The 20,667-nt window shown below is 57.2% G+C and carries 20 protein-coding genes, 1 tRNA gene and 1 pseudogene; 10 read left to right on the top strand and 12 right to left on the bottom strand.

The features are described 5' to 3' along the window. The coding region (cfa, locus tag HMPREF3138_RS27225; RefSeq protein WP_246828738.1) for a cyclopropane fatty acyl phospholipid synthase at positions 1–689 on the top strand (689 nt) is incomplete at its 5' end. Between the two features lie 283 nt (positions 690–972). Here cfa and HMPREF3138_RS18225 read toward each other — a convergent pair. The 3 genes from HMPREF3138_RS18225 to tesA form a co-directional block, all read right to left on the bottom strand. Beyond that, positions 973–1,827, bottom strand: a complete 855-nt coding sequence (locus tag HMPREF3138_RS18225) for a co-chaperone YbbN (protein WP_025160052.1) — start codon at positions 1,825–1,827, stop codon at positions 973–975. Positions 1,828–1,904: 77 nt separating this feature from the next. After that, complete coding sequence (locus tag HMPREF3138_RS18220) at positions 1,905–2,681, bottom strand: SDR family oxidoreductase (protein ID WP_038875084.1); 777 nt, start codon at positions 2,679–2,681, stop codon at positions 1,905–1,907. A 26-nt stretch (positions 2,682–2,707) separates the two neighbouring features. After that, complete coding sequence (tesA, locus tag HMPREF3138_RS18215; protein ID WP_168166349.1) at positions 2,708–3,346, bottom strand: multifunctional acyl-CoA thioesterase I/protease I/lysophospholipase L1; 639 nt, start codon at positions 3,344–3,346, stop codon at positions 2,708–2,710. On the opposite strand from tesA, the gene ybbA reads away from it, so the two are divergent. Together ybbA and ybbP are read left to right on the top strand one after the other, a co-directional pair. Further along, on the top strand, positions 3,317–4,003 hold the full coding sequence (gene ybbA / locus HMPREF3138_RS18210; protein ID WP_038875088.1) for a putative ABC transporter ATP-binding protein YbbA: 687 nt from the start codon (positions 3,317–3,319) through the stop codon (positions 4,001–4,003). The two genes, tesA and ybbA, sit on opposite strands and share 30 nt — an antisense overlap. Continuing rightward, the gene (gene ybbP / locus HMPREF3138_RS18205) at positions 4,000–6,432 is read left to right on the top strand and encodes a putative ABC transporter permease subunit YbbP (RefSeq protein WP_038875090.1); all 2,433 of its coding nucleotides are present in this window, start codon (positions 4,000–4,002) and stop codon (positions 6,430–6,432) included. The genes ybbA and ybbP overlap by 4 nt, the downstream gene beginning before the upstream one ends. Positions 6,433–6,500: 68 nt before the next feature. Here the strand turns inward: ybbP and purK are convergent, their stop codons facing one another. The 4 genes from purK to ppiB all read right to left on the bottom strand — a co-directional run bounded on the left by purK (position 6,501) and on the right by ppiB (position 9,466). Further along, the gene (gene purK / locus HMPREF3138_RS18200; RefSeq protein WP_038875092.1) at positions 6,501–7,568 is read right to left on the bottom strand and encodes a 5-(carboxyamino)imidazole ribonucleotide synthase; all 1,068 of its coding nucleotides are present in this window, start codon (positions 7,566–7,568) and stop codon (positions 6,501–6,503) included. Next, on the bottom strand, positions 7,565–8,089 hold the full coding sequence (purE, locus tag HMPREF3138_RS18195; protein ID WP_038875095.1) for a 5-(carboxyamino)imidazole ribonucleotide mutase: 525 nt from the start codon (positions 8,087–8,089) through the stop codon (positions 7,565–7,567). Before purE ends, purK begins: the two co-directional genes overlap by 4 nt. Before the next feature lie 149 nt (positions 8,090–8,238). Then, a complete protein-coding gene (locus HMPREF3138_RS18190) occupies positions 8,239–8,961 on the bottom strand; it encodes a UDP-2,3-diacylglucosamine diphosphatase (RefSeq protein WP_038875098.1) in 723 nt (240 codons plus the stop codon). A gap of 10 nt (positions 8,962–8,971) precedes the next feature. Next, positions 8,972–9,466 carry a peptidylprolyl isomerase B gene (ppiB, locus tag HMPREF3138_RS18185; RefSeq protein WP_004940183.1) on the bottom strand — a complete coding sequence of 165 codons (495 nt, stop codon included), beginning with the start codon at positions 9,464–9,466 and terminating at the stop codon, positions 8,972–8,974. Positions 9,467–9,775: 309 nt separating this feature from the next. On the opposite strand from ppiB, the gene cysS reads away from it, so the two are divergent. Then, on the top strand, positions 9,776–11,161 hold the full coding sequence (gene cysS, locus HMPREF3138_RS18180) for a cysteine--tRNA ligase (RefSeq protein WP_070559211.1): 1,386 nt from the start codon (positions 9,776–9,778) through the stop codon (positions 11,159–11,161). 61 nt (positions 11,162–11,222) lie between these two features. Here the strand turns inward: cysS and ybcJ are convergent, their stop codons facing one another. Continuing rightward, positions 11,223–11,435 (bottom strand): ribosome-associated protein YbcJ, encoded by a 213-nt coding sequence (gene ybcJ / locus HMPREF3138_RS18175; RefSeq protein ID WP_004940179.1) that lies wholly within the window; start codon positions 11,433–11,435, stop codon positions 11,223–11,225. Between the two features lie 10 nt (positions 11,436–11,445). After that, the gene (gene folD / locus HMPREF3138_RS18170; RefSeq protein ID WP_004940177.1) at positions 11,446–12,312 is read right to left on the bottom strand and encodes a bifunctional methylenetetrahydrofolate dehydrogenase/methenyltetrahydrofolate cyclohydrolase FolD; all 867 of its coding nucleotides are present in this window, start codon (positions 12,310–12,312) and stop codon (positions 11,446–11,448) included. A 205-nt stretch (positions 12,313–12,517) separates the two neighbouring features. Between folD and HMPREF3138_RS18165 the strand changes: the two genes are divergently transcribed. The 4 genes from HMPREF3138_RS18165 (at position 12,518) to HMPREF3138_RS18150 (ending at position 14,604) form a co-directional block, all read left to right on the top strand. Further along, positions 12,518–12,727 carry a hypothetical protein gene (locus HMPREF3138_RS18165; protein WP_038875103.1) on the top strand — a complete coding sequence of 70 codons (210 nt, stop codon included), beginning with the start codon at positions 12,518–12,520 and terminating at the stop codon, positions 12,725–12,727. After that, positions 12,706–13,044, top strand: a complete 339-nt coding sequence (locus HMPREF3138_RS18160) for a hypothetical protein (RefSeq protein ID WP_139108032.1) — start codon at positions 12,706–12,708, stop codon at positions 13,042–13,044. The genes HMPREF3138_RS18165 and HMPREF3138_RS18160 overlap by 22 nt, the downstream gene beginning before the upstream one ends. A gap of 96 nt (positions 13,045–13,140) precedes the next feature. Beyond that, positions 13,141–13,217, top strand: a tRNA-Arg gene (locus HMPREF3138_RS18155). Positions 13,218–13,392: 175 nt separating this feature from the next. Then, positions 13,393–14,604, top strand: coding sequence for a tyrosine-type recombinase/integrase (locus HMPREF3138_RS18150; protein WP_032730959.1), 1,212 nt, complete (start codon positions 13,393–13,395; stop codon positions 14,602–14,604). Between the two features lie 49 nt (positions 14,605–14,653). Here the strand turns inward: HMPREF3138_RS18150 and HMPREF3138_RS18145 are convergent, their stop codons facing one another. Then, positions 14,654–16,528, bottom strand: coding sequence for a UvrD-helicase domain-containing protein (locus tag HMPREF3138_RS18145; RefSeq protein WP_197971206.1), 1,875 nt, complete (start codon positions 16,526–16,528; stop codon positions 14,654–14,656). Continuing rightward, positions 16,525–18,822 carry an AAA family ATPase gene (locus tag HMPREF3138_RS18140; protein ID WP_032729476.1) on the bottom strand — a complete coding sequence of 766 codons (2,298 nt, stop codon included), beginning with the start codon at positions 18,820–18,822 and terminating at the stop codon, positions 16,525–16,527. The genes HMPREF3138_RS18145 and HMPREF3138_RS18140 overlap by 4 nt, the downstream gene beginning before the upstream one ends. A gap of 287 nt (positions 18,823–19,109) precedes the next feature. On the opposite strand from HMPREF3138_RS18140, the pseudogene HMPREF3138_RS25745 reads away from it, so the two are divergent. Together HMPREF3138_RS25745 and HMPREF3138_RS25740 are read left to right on the top strand one after the other, a co-directional pair. After that, positions 19,110–19,280, top strand: a pseudogene (locus HMPREF3138_RS25745) (Arm DNA-binding domain-containing protein); the annotation flags it as partial. 224 nt (positions 19,281–19,504) lie between these two features. Then, the gene (locus HMPREF3138_RS25740) at positions 19,505–20,428 is read left to right on the top strand and encodes a VirK/YbjX family protein (protein ID WP_004856920.1); all 924 of its coding nucleotides are present in this window, start codon (positions 19,505–19,507) and stop codon (positions 20,426–20,428) included. A gap of 37 nt (positions 20,429–20,465) precedes the next feature. On the opposite strand, the gene HMPREF3138_RS27220 is transcribed toward HMPREF3138_RS25740, so the two are convergent. Next, positions 20,466–20,667: hypothetical protein (locus tag HMPREF3138_RS27220; RefSeq protein WP_246828737.1), on the bottom strand; the 202-nt coding region annotated here is incomplete at its 5' end.

Here is a 20,667-nt window from a genome sequence, read left to right as displayed (position 1 = left end):
AGCTGCGGATGATCTGCGAAAAACTGCAGCTGAAGCCGGGCATGACGCTGCTGGATATCGGCTGCGGCTGGGGCGGGTTGGCGCAGTTTGCGGCGCAAAACTACGGCGTCTCGGTGCACGGCGTGACCATTTCCGCCGAGCAGCAGAAGCTGGCGCAGGCACGCTGCGCGGGGCTGGACGTCGAGATCTTGCTGCAGGACTACCGCGATCTGGATCGCCAGTTCGATCGCATCGTGTCGGTCGGCATGTTCGAGCACGTCGGGCCGAAAAACTACGAGACCTATTTCAGCGTCGCGGCGCGCAACCTGAAGCCCGACGGCTTGTTCCTGCTGCACACCATCGGTTCCAATCAGACCGATCTCAACGTCGACGCCTGGATAGACAAATACATCTTCCCCAACGGCTGCCTGCCTTCGGTGCGGCATATCGCCGAGGCCAGCGAAGGGCGTTTCGTGATGGAGGATTGGCACAACTTTGGCGCCGATTACGATCGCACGCTGATGGCCTGGCTGGAGAACTTCAAACGGGCGTGGCCGCAATTGGCCGGCGGCTATTCCGAGCGCTTCGAACGCATGTTCACTTATTACCTGAACGCCTGCGCCGGCGCGTTCCGTTCGCGCAACATTCAGCTGTGGCAGGTGTTGTTCAGCCCGGCGGGCGTGGAGGGCGGGGTGCGGGTCTATCGCTGATATCCCCGTCATATTTCAAGCTGCATCTGTGTTGGCTGCGTTTGCGCGCCCCGGTCGCTTACTTGAGTAAGTTCCCGGGGACTTACAAACTTGCCGCCTTGATGCAACTCGAACTATTTAGGGGATACCCTTCAATATTTACTTTGGGACAACACATATACCCAATGGATTTGCAGTTGCGTCTAGGCGGCAAACGTGAGAAACCCCAGGCGCTTAGATAACTAAGTGACTGGGGTTCAAACGTGCAGCCAACAACGATGCGGCTGGAAAGACGAAGGGTATATCAGTACAGCAGGGAGTACAGCTGGCGGCGATATTTAGCGGCCAGCGCGTCGCCGGTGCCGAGCGCGGCCAGAATGTCCATCAGGGTCTTGCGCGCGTTGCCGTTGGCGGCGGCCAGATCTTTCTTCAGATGCCCCATCAGCAGTTCCAGCGCTTCTTCGTTACGCCCGACCTGATGCAGCTGCAGCGCCAGCTGCACTGCCAGCTCGACGTTGTCCGGCTGCTGCTGTACCTGCTGTTGCAGCTGTTGGATTTCCGGCGTGTCCGCCGCCTGCTTCAACAGTTCAATCTGCGCCACCAGCCCCTGATAGCGGGTATCGCGATCCTGCAGCGGGATGGTTGCCAGCACCGCTTCGGCGTCTTCGCTGCGGCTGAGCGCGATCTGGGTTTCGGCCAGGGTCAGGCCGATGTCGCTGCGCTGTTGGCTACTCTGCCAGGCGTCTTTCAGCAGCGGCAGCGCTTCGGCGGCGTTGCCGGCGGCCAGCAGTTCCTGCGCCTGTGCCAGTTTCAGGTCTTCTTCCTTCGGCAGGAAACGCTGCAGCAAGTCGCGGATCGCTTCTTCGGGCTGCGGGCCCTGGAAGCCGTCGACCGGCTGGCCGTCTTTGAACAGGTAGACCGTCGGAATCGAACGCAGCCCGAACTGGGAGGCGATCATTTGTTCGGCGTCGCAGTCCACCTTGGCCAGAATGAACTGACCGGCGTATTCCGCTGCCAGCTTGTCCAGCACCGGCGTGAGCTGCAGGCAGTGTTGGCTGCGCTCTGACCAGAAGTAGAACAGCACCGGAATGGACATCGATTGTTCCAGCGTCTGGTGCAGGTTAGTTTCGTTAATATCAACAACAGCTTGAGCTAGCATCTTTTTTCTCTCTGATCGTGCGGAGCCATGGGGTGTAGATGGGGGCGCGCCGCCATTCTTCAACCCCGGCGGGCGAATTAAGCGTTGCCGCGCAGCAGCCAATCCAGACAGCGGCCCGGCAGAATGCGGCGCAGCACGCTCATGGCGTGCGCCAGCAGGGTCACCGGGTAGCGCAGTTTGGCGCGCGGGCTTTCCAGCGCGTGGCGCAGTTTGGGCAGAATGGCCTCCGGCGGCAGCGTCAGGCGCTTGGCGATGCCGGGGTTGTGCACCGGCTTGTCGCTCTGCGCCTGGTTGACGTTCTGACTAAAGTGGGTGGAAATCGGCCCCGGTTCGATCAGGCTGACCTGAATGCCGCTGCCGTGCAGCTCCATGCGCAGCGCGTCCGACCAGGCCTCCAGCGCGAACTTGCTGGCGGCGTAGGCGCCGCGCCCGGCGCTGGAGACCAGCCCCATCACCGAACTGGTCTGGATAATGCGCCCTTCGCCGTGCGGCAACATCGCGGGCAACAGCAGCTGGGTCAGCTGGTGGGTGCCGAACAGGTTGGTGGCGAACTGCCGTTCCAGCTGGCTGCGCGAAATGCGGCTGAGCGGGCCGTAAACGCCGAAGCCGCCGTTGTTGAACAGGCCGTACAGGCGGCCGCCGGTCAGCGCGATCACCTCGGCGGCGGCGCGCTCGACGCTGGCGCTGTTGTCCAGATCCAGCTCGATGCCTTCCAGCCCGAGCTGGCGCATGTTTTCCACGTCCTGCGGCTTGCGACAGGCGGCCAGCACCCGGTAGCCGCGGTTGCGCAGATCCTGCGCCGCAATCAGTCCAATCCCGCTGGAGCAGCCGGTTATCAATACTGCTTTTTGCATAACTTTACCTAGTGTACGACCCTAATTTAGTGAGACTCATGTTTTACTAGCGGTTCCAGGCGCTCCGCCATCCAGGAGGCGATAAACGGCTGGGCGTCCCCATTGGGGTGCAATCCGTCATCCTGCATCCATTCCGGCTTCACCACCACCTGTTCCATATAGAACGGCAGCAGCGGAATGTTGAACTGCTTGGCCAGCGCCGGGTAGACGGCGCTGAACGCCTCGGTATAGCGGCGGCCGTAGTTCGGCGGGATGCGGATCTGCATCAGCAGCGGCTGTGCGCCGGCCTGCTGCACCTGTGTGATGATCTGGCCGAGATCGCGCTGTACGTCCTGCGCCGGGAAGCCGCGCAGGCCGTCGTTGGCGCCCAGCTCGATCAGCACCCAGCGCGGCTGATGCTGTTTCAGCAGCGCGGGCAGACGCGCCAGCCCCTGTGCGGCGGTGTCGCCGCTGATGCTGGCGTTGACCAGCTGCGGCGCGCCCGGGTTTTTCTGCCACTGTTCGGCCAACAGCGTCGGCCAGGCCCGCTCGATCGGCAGGCGGTAACCGGCGCTTAAACTGTCGCCCAAAATCAACAAGGTATCGGCGGCGACAGCGCGTAAACTGAATAATCCCAACAGCAAAAGGAAGGGAAGATGCCAGCGGAAAACGTTCTTGAAGTTCATCATCTTAGTAAACACGTTGGTCAGGGTGAGCATCAGCTCACCATCCTTACCGGAGTCGAGCTGCTTGTCAAACCCGCGCAGACGATCGCCCTGATCGGCGAATCCGGATCGGGGAAATCGACCCTGCTGGGCATTTTGGCCGGGCTGGATGACGGCAGCGAGGGCGAGGTGCGCCTGCTCGGCGAGTCGCTGACCGCGTTGGACGAAGAAGGCCGCGCCGCGCTGCGCGCCAGGAACGTCGGCTTCGTGTTTCAGTCGTTCATGCTGGTGCCGACGCTGAACGCGCTGGAAAACGTGCAGCTGCCGGCGCTGCTGCGCGGCGAGAGCGACAGGCAGAGCCGCGAGCAGGCGGTGCAGCTGCTGGAACAGCTGGGATTGGACAAACGGCTCGATCACCTGCCGGCGCAGCTGTCCGGCGGCGAGCAGCAGCGTGTGGCGCTGGCGCGCGCCTTCAGCGGCCGGCCGCGGGTGCTGTTCGCCGATGAACCGACCGGCAACCTCGATCGCCAGACCGGCGATCGCATCGCCGATCTGCTGTTTTCCCTCAACCGCGATTTTGACACCACCCTGATCCTGGTGACCCATGACGAAACCCTGGCGGCGCGCTGCCAGCGGCGGCTGCGGCTGCGCGAAGGCAAGCTGTGGGAGGAAGCATGATCTGGCGCTGGTTCTGGCGCGAATGGCGCTCGCCGTCGCTGCTGATCGTTTGGCTGGCGCTGACGCTCTCCGTGGCCTGTGTGCTGGCGCTGGGCAGCATCAGCGATCGCATGGACAAAGGGCTCAGCCAGCAAAGCCGCGACTTTATCGCCGGCGATCGGGTGCTGCGCAGTGCGCATCCGGTGCCGGAAGGCTGGCTGCTGGACGCGCAGCAGCAGGGGCTGAAACTGAGCCGTCAGCTGTCGTTCACCACCATGACCTATGCCGGCGATCGGCCGCAGCTGGCAGACGTGAAAGCTACCGATCTGGCTTATCCGCTGTACGGCAAGCTGGAAACGCGCCCGGCCAACATCAAACCCGAACCGGGCAGCGTGCTGGTGGCACCGCGTCTGCTGGCGCTGCTGAACGTGAAAGTGGGTGATTCGCTCGAGGTGGGCGACACCACGCTGCGCATCGCCGGCGAAATCATTCAGGAGCCGGACGCCGGCTTCAACCCGTTCCAGACCGCGCCGCGCATCATGATCAACCTGGCGGACGTCGATAAGACCGGCGCGGTGCAGCCGGGCAGTCGCCTGACCTACCGCTACATGTTCGCCGGCGCCGAGCCGGATATTCAACGTTACGAAGAACGGCTGACGCCGCAGTTGACGCCGGATCAGCGCTGGTTCGGGCTGCAGGAGTCCGGCAGCGCGCTCGGCAAGTCGCTGCAGCGATCCCAACAGTTCCTGCTGTTGTCGGCCCTGCTGACGCTGCTGTTGTCGATCGCCGCCGTGGCGGTGGCGATGAGCCACTATTGTCGCAGCCGCTACGATCTGATCGCGGTGCTGAAAACCCTCGGCGCCGGGCGCGGCGCGCTGCGTAAGCTGATCGTCGGCCAGTGGCTGGCGGTGATGGCGCTGGCGGCGGTGTGCGGAGGGGCGATCGGGCTGGCGTTTGAAGCGCTGTTGATTCGCCTGCTGAAACCGGTGTTACCGGCCGCATTGCCCGCCGCCGGCGCCTGGCCGTGGCTGTGGGCGCTCGGCGCGCTGGTGCTGATTTCACTGCTGGTCGGGCTGCGGCCGTACCGTCAGCTGCTGGCTACCCAACCGCTGCGGGTGCTGCGCCGCGATGCGGCGGCCAGCGTCTGGCCGCTGCGCTACTTCCTGCCGGTGACGGCGGCGGTCGTGGTGGCGCTGCTGGTGACGCTGATGGGGGCCAGCACGCTGCTGTGGGCGATCCTGGCCGGTATGGCGGTGCTGGCGCTGCTGCTGGGCGGCATCGGCTGGGGCAGCCTGTTGTTGCTGCGCCGCATCACGCTCAAGAGCCTGGCACTGCGGCTGGCGGTTAACCGCCTGCTGCATCAGCCGTGGGTGACCATCAGCCAGCTGGCGGCATTTTCGCTGTCGTTCATGCTGTTGGCGCTGCTGTTGGTGCTGCGCGGCGATCTGCTCGAACGCTGGCAGCAACAGCTGCCGCCGGACAGCCCGAACTATTTCCTGCTCAACATGACCGAGGCGCAGGTGCCGCAGGTGAAAACCTTCCTGCAGCAGCATCAGATCAAGCCGGAAACCTATTATCCGATCGTCCGGGTGCGCCTGACCGAGATAAACCAGCAGCTGGCGACCGAGCGGGTGCATGAAGACGATCCGGGCGGCGAGGCGGTGAACCGCGAGCTGAACCTGACCTGGCTGGCCGATCTGCCGGATCATAATCCGCTGGTGGCGGGCAGCTGGCCGCCGAAAAGCGGCGAAGTCTCGATGGATGAAGGCATTGCCGGGCGGCTGAAGATCACGCTGGGCGACACGCTGACCTTCAGCGGCGATACCCAGGCGTTCAGCGCCAAGGTCACCAGCCTGCGCCAGGTGGATTGGGAAAGCCTGAAGCCGAACTTTTACTTTATCTTCCCGCCGGGCGCGCTGGACGGCCAGCCGCAGACCTGGCTTACCAGCTTCCGCTACGACGGCGACGGCCGGATGCTGACCCAGCTCAATCGCCAGTTTCCGACGCTCAGCCTGCTGGACATCGGCGCGATCCTGAAACAGGTCGGCGGCGTGCTGCAGCAGGTCAGCCGCGCGCTGGAGGTGATGGTGGTGCTGGTGGTGCTGTGCGGCGGCTTACTGCTGCTGGCGCAGGTGCAGGTCGGCATGCGTCAGCGCCGCCAGGAGCTGGTGGTGTACCGCACGCTGGGGGCCGGCAAACGGCTGCTGCGCCGCACGCTGTGGTGCGAGTTCGCCCTGCTGGGGCTGGTGGCGGGCATCGCGGCGGCGGTGGGCGCCGAGGCGGCGCTGTGGCTGCTGCAGAGCCGGGTATTCGACTTCCCGTGGACGCCGACGCCGGTGCTGTGGTGGGCGCTGCCGCTGGCCAGCGCGCTGCTGCTGTCGCTGTGCGGCGGCTGGCTGGGCGTGCGCCTGCTGCGCGGCCGGGCGCTGTTCCGCAGTTATGAGGGGTGATGTTGACTTAGCGGGATGAAAAAGGGGTTAGCCTAAGGCTAACCCCTTTTACTTTCGGCGGCGGCGCTTTAGGCCAGCTTCTGCTGTGCCCAGGCCAGCCCGCTTTGGTATTCGCCCGGCAGCAGCGGCGCCAGCGCCTGCAGCGCCTGGCGCAGATCGGCGGCGCTCGGGTCGTTCAGATTGAGGTGGCCGACCTTGCGGCCCGGGCGCACCTCTTTCTCATACCAGTGCAGATGTACCAGCGGCAGCGACAGCCACTGTTCGTTGACGGCGGTGCCGATCAGGTTGACCATCACCGACGGCGTGCTCACCACCGGCTGCGGCAACGGCAGGCCAAGGATGGCGCGCAGATGCAGTTCGAACTGGCTGATGGACGCGCCGTTTTGCGTCCAGTGGCCGCTGTTGTGCACGCGCGGCGCCAGTTCGTTGATCAGCAGCCGATCGCCGACGATAAAGCACTCCATCGCCATCACGCCGACGTAGTTCAGCTCGTTCAGGATCGCCGCCAGCATCTGCTCGGCCTGTTGCTGCAGCGCCGGGTTGGGCTGCGGCAGCGCCACGCTGGTGCGCAGGATGCCGTCTTCATGCAGGTTGTGGGTCAGCGGGTAGAATACCGAACGGCCGTCGTGGCCGCGCGCGCCCACCAGCGACACTTCGCCGGAGAAATTGATGCCTTGCTCGACGATGCACTCGCCATAGGCATCGGCCGGCAGTTCGGCTTCCTGGCCCGGGCGCAGGCGCCATTGGCCGCGGCCGTCATAGCCGCCGACCCGGCGTTTGACGATCGCCAGCTCGCCCAGCGAAGCGAATACCTGCGGCCATGCGGCGGCGCCCGCCAGCAGCTGCCACGGCGCGGTCGCCAGGCCGAGCTGGTCGAGCAGCTGTTTTTGCGTCAGGCGATCGGCCAGGCGCGGGAAGATGTCGCGGTTGACGAAGGCGCTGTGGGTCGCCAGCTCGCGCGTTAGCGCGGTTTCCGGCCAGCGTTCGATCTCGGCGGTAATGACGCTGTTCTGATACGGCACCGCCTCGGGCTCGGCATCGATGCCGACGGGATAAACGGCGATGCCCAGCGGTTCGCCGGCCTGGCGCAGCATGCGCCCCAGCTGGCCGTTGCCCAGTACGCAAACCGGCTTCATGCGTCCTCCCGCGGATCGGGGTGGTTCAAGACGTCTTCGGTCTGCGCCCGACGCCAGTCCGCCAAACGCTGCGCCAGCGCGGCGTCGTGCAGCGCCAGGATTTGCATCGCCAGCAGCCCGGCGTTGGCGGCGCCGGCTTTGCCGATCGCCAGCGTGCCCACCGGAATGCCGCGCGGCATCTGCACGATGGAGTACAGGCTGTCTACGCCGCTCAGCGCGGCGCTTTGCACCGGCACACCCAGCACCGGCACCAGGGTTTTCGCCGCCAGCATGCCCGGCAGGTGCGCCGCACCGCCGGCGCCGGCGATGATCACGTCAAAGCCGTTGGCGGTAGCCTGCTCGGCGAAGCTGAACAGCTTGTCCGGCGTACGGTGGGCGGAAACGACTTCGACATGGAAGGGGACTTCGAGCTGGGTCAGGACTTCGGCGGCGAACTGCATGGTGGCCCAGTCACTTTTCGATCCCATTACAATTGCGATTTTCGCCCCGGTAGTGGCGGCTGAAGCGGCGTTGGCTCCCATGGGTGTAAGGCTCCTGTGATTTGTCTGGCGTCGGCTGAGGGCCGAATGAGGGCGTAGAGCATACCATGAGCGCACGGCAAGGAAAACGGTTGCGTCGCCGGTTTTCACCGCCAAAAGCGCGAATTTTCACTCGCGCGCCAGTCCGGGGCTCAGAATGGGAATTGGATCAGCTCGACGGCGTCGGCGCTGACTTTGATCATCGATCCTTCGACGTGCCAGGCGCCCAGCACCGCGCGATGGGCTTCGCCGTTGCTCAACGCCAGCCGGTGCACCGCCGGGCGATGGGTATGGCCGTGGATCATCCAGCGCACGTCGTGGCGCAGCATCGTCTGTTCGACTGCCTGCGGGTTGACGTCCATGATGGCTTCCGACTTGTACTGGTTGGATTGCTGGCTGCGGGCGCGCATGTTGGCGGCGATCTTCAGTCGCCAGCGCAGCGGCAGCGCCAGGAACAATTTTTGAATCAGCGGGTTGTGCACTTTACGGCGGAATTGCTGATAGGCCTGATCGTCGGTGCACAGGGTGTCGCCGTGCAGGATCAGGATCCTGCGGCCGTACAGCTCCAGCACTTTCTCTTCCGGCAGCAGCTGCATGCCGCTGGCGCGGGCGAAGCGCTTGCCGAGCAGAAAATCGCGGTTGCCGTGGATGAAGTAGCAGGGCACGCCGGCCTGTTGCAGCGCTTTCAGCGCCGCGGCGATCTCCGCGTGCAGCGGCTCGGGATCGTCGTCGCCGATCCAGGCTTCAAACAGGTCGCCGAGGATGTACAGCGCGTCGGCGTGAACCGCTTCGCGCTGTAAAAAACGCAGAAAACCGGCAGTGATTGCCGGTTCCTGTGCGCACAAGTGCAGATCTGCGATGAACAGCGTACTCATGCAGCTGCGATTACTCGCTGACGGTTACGCTGTTGATCACGACGTCTTCTACCGGTACGTCCTGGTGCATGCCGCTGCGGCCGGTTTTCACGCCTTTGATCTTGTTGACCACGTCCATGCCTTCAACCACTTCAGCGAACACGCAGTAGCCCCAGCCCTGCACGTTTTCGCCGCGGAAGTTCAGGAAGTCGTTGTCAGCCACGTTGATGAAGAACTGTGCGGTGGCGGAGTGCGGATCGTTGGTGCGCGCCATTGCCAGGGTGCCGATGGTGTTTTTCAGACCGTTGTTGGCTTCGTTCTTGATGGTCGCGTTGGTCGCTTTCTGGTTCATGCCCGGCTCGAAACCGCCGCCCTGGATCATGAAGCCGTTGATCACACGGTGGAAGATGGTGTTGTCGTAGAAACCGGCGCGGCAGTAGTTCAGGAAGTTTTCAACGGTAACCGGTGCTTTGTCAGCAAAGGTCTTGATAACGATATCGCCGTGATTGGTGTGGAAAGTAACCATAGTTTTAATCCTAACAAGGTGAAGTGAGACGTCACGTAAAGCGAGTGAACATTCAGACCGCCCTTATAACATATCCGCCCCAGCGAGTCAGCAGCGGCTCAACCGCGCACTGTCTGTGGTAATTGCATTTATGTTATATTATAACAATTACGCCAGCCGTCGAATTTCGCGCATTTTATTCGCGTGAAGTCAGCAAAGCATGGCCTTAACCTTGCAATAGATCAGGCTTCAGGTTTCAATACGCTACCGGGCGGAAAACCTGAAGCCCGGTTATCTTTTTTGTTATCACGCACACCACGGAATCTCCCGATGCTAAAGATTTTTAATACCCTGAGTCGTCAAAAAGAGGAATTCAAACCCATTCATGCCGGGAAAGTGGGCATGTACGTGTGCGGGGTAACCATCTATGACCTGTGTCACATCGGCCACGGTCGTACCTTTGTCGCTTTCGACGTGGTGGCGCGTTACCTGCGCTACCTCGGCTATTCGCTGAACTACGTGCGCAACGTCACCGACGTGGACGACAAAATCATCCGCCGCGCGGCGGAAAATCATGAAACCTGCGACCAGCTGACCGAACGCATGCTGGCGGAAATGCACGCCGACTTCGACGCGCTGCTGATCGACCGCCCGGATCAAGAGCCGCGCGCGACCCAGCACATCGCCGAGATCATCGAGATCACCCAGCGCCTGATCGATCGCGATCACGCCTATGTGGCCAGCAACGGCGACGTGATGTTCTCCATCGACAGCGATCCGCAATACGGGCTGCTGTCGCGCCAGGATTTGGATCAGCTGCAGGCCGGCGCGCGCGTAGAGATCGACGACGTGAAACGCAACCCGATGGACTTCGTGCTGTGGAAGATGTCCAAGCCGGGCGAGCCGAGCTGGCAGTCGCCGTGGGGGCCGGGCCGTCCGGGCTGGCACATCGAATGCTCCGCCATGAACTGCAAACAGCTGGGCACCCACTTCGACATCCACGGCGGCGGTTCCGATCTGATGTTCCCGCACCACGAGAACGAGATCGCACAGTCGAGCTGCGCCCACGACGGCCCGTACGTCAATTACTGGATGCACTCCGGCATGGTGATGATCGACAAAGAGAAGATGTCCAAATCGCTGGATAACTTCTTCACCATTCGCGACGTGCTCGGCCATTACGATGCGGAGACGGTGCGTTACTTCCTGATGTCCGGCCACTATCGCAGCCAGCTGAACTACAGCGAAGAGAACCTCAAGCAGGCGCGCACCGCGCTGGAGCGCCTCTATACCGCGCTGCGCGGCACCGATGCCGACGCCGCGCCGGCCGGCGGCGAAGCGTTCGAAGCCCGCTTCCGCGAAGCGATGGACGACGACTTCAACACCCCGGAAGCCTACTCGGCGCTGTTCGATCTGGCGCGCGAGGTTAACCGCCTCAAGGGTGAAGACATGGCGGCGGCCAACGGCATGGCGGCGGAACTGCGTAAGCTGGCGAACGTGCTCGGCCTGCTGCAGCAGGAGCCGGAGCAGTTCCTGCAAGGGGGCGCTCAGGTTGACGACGGCGAAGTGGCGGAGATCGAAGCGCTGATCAAACAGCGTAACGAAGCGCGTGCCGCGAAGGACTGGGCGCTGGCGGATGCCGCTCGCGATCGGTTGAACGAGATCAACATCGTGCTGGAAGACGGCCCGCAGGGCACCACCTGGCGCCGCAAGTAATCCGGCCGCAGGGAAAAACAAAAAAGGCGCTGAATTCAGCGCCTTTTTCTATGGCTGCGGGTTAGGGTTTAACCATGACCTTGCCGCCGTTGAATTCCACCACCTGATCGGCGACGATCTTGCAGCGCTTGCGGGTTTCGACTTTGCCGTCGACTTTCACCCGCCCTTCGGCGATGACTTCTTTGGCGGCGCCGCCGCTTTCACACCAGCCCTGGAACTTCAGCAGATCGCACAGTTCGACGTGGGGATGATTGTCCAGATTGAAAATTTCCATACTGCCTTACTTATTTAGGTTGAACGTCGTGATATTCCTCGCAGGCCTGCAAGGTATTTTGGATCAGTGTAGCAACGGTCATCGGGCCGACGCCACCCGGCACCGGGGTGATGTAGGCGGCGCGCTCGCTGGCGGCGTCGAAATCGACGTCGCCCACCACTTTACCGCTTTCCAGACGGTTGATGCCGACATCCACCACGATGGCGCCCGGTTTGATCCAGTCGCCCGGAATGAAGCCCGGCTTACCGACCGCCACCACCAGCAGATCGGCGTTCTCGACGTGGTGACGCAGATTCTTGGTGAAGCGGTGGGTGACGGTGGTGGTGCAGCCGGCCAGCAGCAGCTCCATGCTCATCGGGCGGCCGACGATGTTGGAGGCGCCGACCACCACGGCGTTCAGGCCGTAGGTATCGATGTTATAACGCTCCAGCAGGGTGACGATGCCGCGCGGCGTGCACGGGCGCAGCTTAGGCGCGCGTTGGCACAGGCGGCCGACGTTGTACGGGTGGAAGCCGTCGACGTCTTTGTCCGGGTGAATGCGTTCCAGCACCTTGACGTTATCGATGCCGGCCGGCAGCGGCAGCTGGACCAGAATGCCGTCGATTTCCTCATCGGCGTTCAGCTGGTCGATCAACGCCAGCAGCTCGGCTTCACTGGTGGCAGCGGGCAGGTCGTAGGAGCGGGAAAGGAAGCCGACTTCATCGCAGGCGCGGCGCTTGCTGGCGACGTAAATTTGCGAAGCCGGGTTCTCGCCGACCAGCACAACCGCCAGCCCTGGGGCGCGTTTGCCGGCCGCCAGACGTTGTTTCACTTGCTCAGCCACTTCGTTTCTAACCTGCTGCGCAATCGTTTTACCATCAATAATCTTTGCTGACATCAGTGTGGAAATCCATCAATTAAGAAAAGCGGGGATGCCGCTATTCTGGCAGAAGCTGAGCGCGCTGTCAGGCGCAGAATCACCCTCGCGGCCGTTGCCGACGCCGATTTACGCTTTTTTTATGCCGGCCTCAGGATCCTCTACGTCATTTTTACCTGTATTTGGATACGCTGGGGCCGTTCACAGGGCGAAAGAGGGCAGGATCATGAGAGCGATAACCCGGCTTTACCCGTTGCATCATCAGCCTGACGAGCAACCGGCAGAGCCTAAACACGTGGGGGAAACGGTGTTCGATTCTTCGCTGCATCCGGCGGACAGTGCGCAACTCACCGCGCTGCATCAGCTCGGCAAGCATGAGGCGGCGCCGTCGTGGCGGGCACGCCTGAATGCGCTGTGGCGGAAGTTATGCGTATGAAGGGCTGCGCCTGGGCAGGCTGCACGCTGTTGCTGGTTTGGGCATCGGGGAGCCAGGCTTCTTTAAACAGCGCTCGCCCCGACGCCACACTGGGGGAAAGGGTGGCGGCGACCTGCAACGCGCGGGTGGTTGAGCACGCCGATTGGGGCGACATCGCCGCAGTCGTGCAGTCCGCTCGCCTTTGCCGGTGGCGGGGCGACGGGCGGCAGTGGTCTGAGCGCGCGCCGATTTACGTAGGCGTCGGCCTGGTTCAGCATGGCAGCGCCCGGTTGACGGGAACCCTCGCCGCGCGGGCGCTGGCGGAAAAAACGCCATAAAGCACGGCCGCCGCCGTAACGTCATGAAAAGGCATTGACTCGCTAACCTCTGACCGTATAATCCCAACCCGCAGCCGCAGGTTGCCGCATCTCAATGCGCCCTTAGCTCAGTTGGATAGAGCAACGGCCTTCTAAGCCGTAGGTCATAGGTTCGAATCCTATAGGGCGTGCCATTTTGAAGTCAACACACCTCTACTTAATTCGCTTTTTATCCTTTATACTCCCTGAAATTACTGAATTTTTCTGTCTCGAGCTCTACCGAGGTCAACTCAGTTATACCCAAATCAAGCGGTATCTGGGGGCCTTTGAGGGGGCTCATCTCGTTCAATGGAAATTAGGGGCCCCTTTATGCCACTAAATGCACGACAGATTGATACTGCAAAACCCAAAGAAAAAGAATACAAGCTCACTGACGGGGGCGGCCTGTATCTGCTGGTAAAGCCTAATGGTGCGAAGTACTGGCGCTTGAAGTATCGTTTTTTGGGGAAAGAGAAAAAGCTCTCTATCGGTGTTTACCCTGACATCTCTCTGGCTGATGCTCGCCTGAAGCGTGAGGAGGCTCGGAAGATCATCGCCTTAGGCGGTGATCCTGGAGAAGAGAAGAAAGCTGAGAAGTTGGCTAAAAAAGCCAATGCCGAAAATACCTTTAAAGCTATTGCAGTAGAATGGCATGGGTACAAACGATCTAACTGGTCGAAAGGCTATGCTGACGATCTGATGGAGGCCTTCGAGAACGATATCTTCCCTGATATTGGTAAGCGTCCCATTGCTGAGATCAAGCCTCTTGAAGTGCTCAGCACACTACGCAAACTCGAAAAGCGAGGTGTGCTCGATAAGCTGCGTAAAATCCGCCAAGCCTGCAATCAGGTGTTCCGCTATGCCATTGTTACCGGCAGAGCCGAAACGAACCCTGCCTCAGAATTGGCGAGTGCGCTGACTGCACCTAAATCTACCCATTACCCCCATTTGCTAGCTGATGAACTTCCTGATTTCTTACAAGCCCTTGCTGCGTATACAGGTAGCCCGATCACCCGACTGGCTACTCGAATTCTGATGTTGACTGGCGTTCGCACCGTCGAGCTCCGCCAGGCTGAATGGAAAGAGTTTGATTTCGATAAACGTACTTGGGAAGTCCCGGTTGAAAGAATGAAGATGCGCCGCCCGCATCTGGTCCCTCTATCCGATCAAGTTTTGGCATCACTTCGTGAAATTCAGGCGGTGACGGGCCGTTACAACCTGGTGTTCCCTGGCCGTAACGACATTACGAAACCGATGAGTGAAGCGAGTATTAATCAGGTACTAAAAAGGATTGGGTATCATGGCAAGGCTACAGGGCACGGTTTCCGGCACACGATGAGTACTATCCTGCATGAACAGGGCTATAACACGGCATGGATCGAATTACAGCTTGCTCATGTGGATAAGAACACCATTCGTGGCACTTACAACCATGCACAGTACCTGGAGCAGCGCAGGGAGATGTTGCAGTGGTATGGGGATTATGTGGATGGGTTAATGAATAGGATAGTGTTATCCGAATCTTTTGGGAAAACAGGATGACTCAAGGAGATGCAGGGCCATGACGATGGTCCGGCATCCCCGCCCACGATTACTCAGGTATTCCGATGACAATTTCATCAGCATTAAACCAGCCTTGGTCCATCACGAATCGGCGAACTTGTTCCGGTGACGCTGCATAGGCTACGAGGGCCAGGCTTTGCTGCGCCCTGCTGCAGGTAACATAGAACAGTCGGCGAACTGCTTCAACCGAGGGATCGGTAACGCTTTTTGCCCCGAAAAGGTTCTCATATTTGAACATAAAACCCCGGGCTTCTTCATCGTCCATAATGACCATCACACGTTCGAATTCGAGTCCTTTCACACCTTGGTGAGTATCGAAAGGCGCTTTTCCAGATACGTAGGATGCAAATTTTTCGACCTGAGAGAAAGGGGCAAGTAAAAACTCGCCTATCGCCATTGTACGCTCACTCTGGTGGTCGGCATCACTTTCATCGACATACGGTGTTACGCTAGGTAGCGTATTATCGCTTGCTATACAGAGCTGCAGAGATTCAGGAATAGGCAAGAGCGCGCTATCCGCTACGAAGCGAAGGACATCGCCAAGCGAAGGATCAGAACCCTGTGCGAACAATGCCATAAGGCGTTCCATTGCTGCCGATGCTAACTTCAGTTGCGAGCGTTGATCTGCTGCGTATTGCAAGGCATCTGGGCTGACTAGCGACGATCGTTTTTTTAGAATTCTGGCTATGGAAAAACGGTCTTCGGCAAACTTTGCCTGAATTAATGGCAGCATCTCATCAGTAAAGAATCGAACGCAGGGTAAAGAGCCATCAATAAGATTGGTTCGCCAACTTTTCACGCTATACAAAGGGGCAAACAGCTCTAAAAAGCCTAACCGACTGGCGGCCATGTGATGTTCCAATGTGAGGCATTTGCAGAGCGCCAAATTCCGCCATTGTTCATCATCGGCAACCTCGGCCATATACATCGCAATTTTTCGCTCGGCAGCAGGTTTATCAACGGTATGATTAGGAAGCACGAAAAGCCTCACACTGCCTTCAAGGCTGTTGGTTCGTGGCCGTTGTATCTGTTTGTCCACTGCGCTACGTACGGTGTTAATTAATTTTACGATGCGTTTTGGGCAACGGTGATTCATCTGTTTTCCGGGGGTTGCCCAGTCGGCAGGCAGATTTTTATCTAGTCCGTCTTTACCATCGCTATAAATACGCTGCATCATGTCGCCAATCAGACCGAGAACGAATGTCTCTTTATGTTGAGCCTGAACGGCAAATAAGGCTTCTATCAGAAATTTATTGGTATCCTGACTCTCATCGATAAGCAGAATGGGATTACGGCCGATCAAGATGTTCTGCATGGTCGGTTTTGTTGTTAAAAAATAGGCGGTGAGATGAATCACCTCCGCATGATTCAGCGAATCGCGGCCGAGATTTTCTCCGGTTGGGCTGTAAACAAAACGTTTGACGTTATCGAGGTTTTGAAGGCGTTTGGTTCTCGAGGCGATTTTTTTTAAGCGGGTTCTTGATGCCTCCGTACCTTTTCTCCCTTTTGCTTCTTCTGCTTCAAGCTTTGTGATATCGGTGGTTATTTTCGCGCGAAGCCATTCACGGATATCACGGTTAAGCCCTTCTATCAGCGACCAGGCGAAGCTATGTATAGTCGAAACGTCTATAGTCGGATCAAAATCCAGGCGGCGTTGAATTTCTTCGCTCGCCGCATTGGTATAAGTGATGACAGCGACTCGTTGTCCTTTCAGCCGAAGTTCATCCCCGAATGTGTCGCGCACATACTGGAGAGCGGATACCAGCGATCTTGTCTTTCCTGAACCGGCGCCGGCAAAAAGGAAGAAACTTTTTGGGGTGTCGAGGTCAAGACATTTTCTGATTTCCGCATCAGCCGGCATGTCTATCTCATCGTCGGGAATTATAGTTTCCAGCCTGCTCACTCTCCCACCTCCGTTTTTCCAAGAACATCATATTCTTTACGTTTCAGCTGTTCTGCTAGCCAGACTAACCCCTCGTCAATGTACTGTGGGACCTTCAGCCGCTCGATTTCCTCACTAAAAAGGACATCGAGAGCAAATTCGGCCTTTGTCCCATTTTTCAGTGCCTCAAATATCTTTCTTGCCAATTCGCTGAGATCGGCGGACTCCTTTAGCGCTTCACGAAACTTTGCGATGAGCCCATAACCGTCCAGGTTGGCGAATAGCCCCGGATTTTCATACACGAGGGCATCTTCGAAAGTGTTGGCTACTGCTTCAAGCGCTTCTTCAGACTTGAATGGCATGAAAATAGGTGTTTGATACGCCACCCGGATGGCATAGCCGCCTGGTTCGGCAAGCACTTTGCGCTCACTTTCCATGTCGAGGAGTGCATCGAAAGATTCTTCCTTAGGTAGCCACGTTTTCACTGTCTCATTGCGGGCTCGTTGGCCCATGCCTCGTTTCGGGACAACCGCAGCATTGGTGGTGCCGTCTTTGGCGTCAATGTCTGTGATGATCAGGGTATTGAGACCCAGATGTTCAATCAAATTCTTCAATCGGTGTGCATGGCTCCCGCCTATTTCAAGCCATGTGATATAGCTACGCTTTAAGTAAGCATAGGCTTCACGCTCACGAACAAAATGGGGAACGAGAATACGCTCAGCCGGACCTTCCACGAGTATCGCTCCATCGGCGAAGAAGAGATCGCAGTGGGTAGCTTTCAAATATCGTTTCACGAAACGTTCGGTTTTGTCTTTGCCATCGAAGACTTCCGAAAGATTGATAACGGAAGTCAAGGGTACAGCACCGCTTTGTGCGAGTGCTGGTAGCCGCCGAAAGTAACGCAAAGACGAAAACTCAGCTTCATGGGTAAGGTGGCTGGAGTGGGTACTGATGATCAGTTGAGTTTGAAGGCGTGAAGAATCCTTTAGCTTGTCATGTTTTCGCAGAACACCGTAGGCTTGCTTAATAAAAACTTGCTGAACTTGTGCATGTAAATGCGCTTCAGGTTCTTCAATCAAAACTAGATGAAGCGGTGGAATGAGAGTTTCTTCCGCCACCTTTGATTTTCCAGCCTTTCCGACTTTCATCCAGTTATCACGAAATGCCATGAGTGCGAAGACGATGGAGACGAGATTTTGGTAACCAAGTCCGTTCGAATCTTCGGGAAGGCGATGTGCGCCAAAAGAACCGGTAACATGGGTTGGCACTTCGTATTGCACGGCGGACGGATGATTAAGCCCATCGATAGGCCTGATGTTGGTGGTTATTGTCAGCTTGGGGTCGGTAACGCCGGGATAGCCAATATTTTCCAGTTCGGTCAAGGCATCTGAGAAGCAATCTGCTAAACGCGTGCCGAAAGCCGTTTGTGCTTCATGCAATGCCATCAACGCCTGAAGGTCTTTGGGTTCCGGCGTATCGAAAGGATCCAAGTGTTGGCTATAGTAGTTGCGCAGCTGGCTGGAAAGTTTTTTCCCCATTCTGGGTTCAGCCATATCCTCACGTGATTCGTTACCCCGCGTATACCCTGTTTGATCGCTGTGCCCAAATCCACGCTGTGCGCTAATCTCGTCGATACGAATAAGACCATTAAACGGATCCCCGCCATCGATAGGGTCACTGCTTTCTGGGAGTGTTTGAGGGGAGGCTCTACCTTCTTCCGGCATTTTCAGTTTTGAAGGATCAAGCAAATAAGCACGGATCTCGAAAGTAGAGCGCATTCTTTGGGCTAAAAACTCCATCATCGAACGCGGCCAAAGTGCAAATGCGGTTGTGGAGCTTACTTGTTCACCGTACTCTTTAGCTTGGGCCATAACTTCGGCGGCTGCGCGTTTTGCCGTGAGATATTCGTGTTGCAGTGCGTCAGGGTCCTTGGGTTCAAAACGGAGGCGCACACCTATGCTTTCCCCATCCCAATCCAGCGTGGGCAAAATCTTTTGTACGTGATGAAGTTCATTTGGAGGAACGTCGAGCCATACATCCAGGAATGGTGAGAAGCGATCCCACTGAATCGGCTCTTGGTCATCAGGGGCTGCTTCCCATTGCATAGCTGCTGCATCAATTTGTGGCCAATAAGATAGGGTGAGGTCATTGATGGAGAAACCAGAGCGTTCAACCAGAAATCGACGAAGTGCAATCATAGCGGATGTTTTCCCGCTGTTGTTGGCTCCGACGAAAATAGTTGTTTTCTCTGAAAAATCTATATGAACTGCTTTCAATTTGCGAAAGTTAGCGATTTCTATGTGTTTTATCCGCATAATTACCCCACGAGATATCTTATTTTCTGAACTGCAAGCGTGGAAAGAGGAAGGTAATTCCCTATTTCTTATGTTGGCAGAGTTTTACTCATTAAACCATTAAATTAATACAGGTGTGCGAGCATGGCCAAGCCTTGTTTCGAAATCATGTGACCCACCTTTCATTGTTCGCTTTATATCGACAATTAATCTGGTATTAAGTAAGGCTAACCAAAATAATGATTTCAAACTAATCATTGCAACGGGAATGATTTCCTTGTGGATTTAATGAGTGAGATTTTAATAATATAAGCGACAGCCTCCTGCTTAGAAATTTGAGGGGGAGCTGCTGGCGGCTTCGCTATCGGTTTCTGGGCAAAGAGAAAGCGCTCGCTCTGGGAGTCTATCATGAAGTCTCGTTATCAGAAGCAAGGGAAAAACGCGATGCGGCGAGGAAGCTGATAGCTGAGGGAACTGACCACATTACTTGACTATCTGGATAGCATCTATACGAAGCTAAATGTCAACATTTAATGAAGAAAAGACCACGGTAACGGCATGTCTTTAGCGCTCTTCAGCCTTCTTTATCAAACATTGATAATTGGTGGATAATAAATTAACAATTATCAGTTAGTATTGAAGAAATATTTATTTTTATAAATTCAACTGTAAAAGTAAAAATAGCACTTGTAGGGTAAGTATCTTGAAAAAAAACATCATCTATGAATTGCTCTCGGGAAGGTTCGTTCCTGCTCCTGTATGGAGAAAGAAGAGCTTTCGTGCAAAGTTCTTACTTCGACTTATTTTATACTATTCAGCGACTAAAAAAGTACTATCCATTTTAACTCAAAAAAGTGAGTTAAAATGGGTGTTGTATAATCAACACACATTTCCTTGTAAGCCGCATCGACAATATTTGACGCGTAACCTCAATGCAAAACAACGCGCATCAGCAATTGTTAGCCATTACCAGTATGTGTCATCTCTTAATAGCAGAATACTGTCCAACGCATTGATAAAACGAGAAGAAACAGTTTTGGTCGAACTCATCGGCAGAGAAGAGACCCATTTTACTATTTCAGTATCCTGTGCGCATAAAGCTGAACGAGAAGGTGAGTCAACGTTATGGTTACGTGGCGACAATAAAGAGCTACTTGCCAGCATGACCTTTTCGGCCGTGTCTGAAGAAGGTGAATGGCATTTCATCATTGGTGGTCTACAAGGTCCTGGTCAGCACGTACCCCGCGAGGCTATCAAAGAAGCTACCCGTGCTCTGTCAGGCATTTTCCCAAAACGTGTTTTGATGGAATTTATTAGCCGCCTCGCTGAGTTCACCTCAGTGCATGCTATTTATGGCGTTAGCGATAATGGGCATGTCTTTCGCTCACTGCGCTATCGGCTGAGCAAAGGTCAGCATTTGCATGCAAGTTATGATGATTTCTGGTCGCTGATAGGTGGGATAAAACAGAATTCGTGGCGCTGGCAACTACCTTTGACGTTTGAAAGGAAATCATTGGAACATATCCCTAGCAAAAAGCGAGCGGAGTATCGTCGGCGATTCAAAATTTTAGATGATATAGCAGAGCAAGTTCGCACACTTAATACGGCGTGCCTATGCGCGAAATAAGTTTAATGAGGCTATCATGCTCATTATTGGGCAATTTTTAGTGAGTCAAGTAACCAGTACGTTGCTCCTCTAATTCAGAGAAAAAAATGTTGCCATCAGTCAGTCGGCCAGCCCTACAACCAATCGATTCTTCGTCACAAAATAAGACACTTTGCCAGCAATGTGACATGTTGGCAGTGTTGCCGCCGTTGTCCCATGGCAGCAAAGCGGTATGCTCGCGCTGCAAAACCACGCTCAGC

It is taken from the genome of Serratia sp. HMSC15F11 (assembly GCF_001808215.1).
GTDB classification, from domain to species: domain Bacteria; phylum Pseudomonadota; class Gammaproteobacteria; order Enterobacterales; family Enterobacteriaceae; genus Serratia; species Serratia nevei.
This window is presented reverse-complemented; position numbering and strand designations above follow the sequence as displayed.

Bases quoted from the DNA above. Each gene is read 5' to 3' on its own strand.
- ybbP (WP_038875090.1), top strand. From the start codon at position 4,000: ATGATCTGGCGCTGGTTCTGGCGCGAATGGCGCTCGCCGTCGCTGCTG.
- HMPREF3138_RS18150 (WP_032730959.1), top strand. From the start codon at position 13,393: ATGCCACTAAATGCACGACAGATTGATACTGCAAAACCCAAAGAAAAA.
- cysS (WP_070559211.1), top strand. From the start codon at position 9,776: ATGCTAAAGATTTTTAATACCCTGAGTCGTCAAAAAGAGGAATTCAAA.
- ybbA (WP_038875088.1), top strand. From the start codon at position 3,317: ATGCCAGCGGAAAACGTTCTTGAAGTTCATCATCTTAGTAAACACGTT.
- purE (WP_038875095.1), bottom strand. From the start codon at position 8,089: ATGGGAGCCAACGCCGCTTCAGCCGCCACTACCGGGGCGAAAATCGCA.
- tesA (WP_168166349.1), bottom strand. From the start codon at position 3,346: ATGAACTTCAAGAACGTTTTCCGCTGGCATCTTCCCTTCCTTTTGCTG.
- purK (WP_038875092.1), bottom strand. From the start codon at position 7,568: ATGAAGCCGGTTTGCGTACTGGGCAACGGCCAGCTGGGGCGCATGCTG.
- HMPREF3138_RS18190 (WP_038875098.1), bottom strand. From the start codon at position 8,961: ATGAGTACGCTGTTCATCGCAGATCTGCACTTGTGCGCACAGGAACCG.
- folD (WP_004940177.1), bottom strand. From the start codon at position 12,312: ATGTCAGCAAAGATTATTGATGGTAAAACGATTGCGCAGCAGGTTAGA.
- HMPREF3138_RS18225 (WP_025160052.1), bottom strand. From the start codon at position 1,827: ATGCTAGCTCAAGCTGTTGTTGATATTAACGAAACTAACCTGCACCAG.
- HMPREF3138_RS18165 (WP_038875103.1), top strand. From the start codon at position 12,518: ATGAGAGCGATAACCCGGCTTTACCCGTTGCATCATCAGCCTGACGAG.
- ybcJ (WP_004940179.1), bottom strand. From the start codon at position 11,435: ATGGAAATTTTCAATCTGGACAATCATCCCCACGTCGAACTGTGCGAT.
- HMPREF3138_RS18220 (WP_038875084.1), bottom strand. From the start codon at position 2,681: ATGCAAAAAGCAGTATTGATAACCGGCTGCTCCAGCGGGATTGGACTG.
- HMPREF3138_RS18140 (WP_032729476.1), bottom strand. From the start codon at position 18,822: ATGCGGATAAAACACATAGAAATCGCTAACTTTCGCAAATTGAAAGCA.
- ppiB (WP_004940183.1), bottom strand. From the start codon at position 9,466: ATGGTTACTTTCCACACCAATCACGGCGATATCGTTATCAAGACCTTT.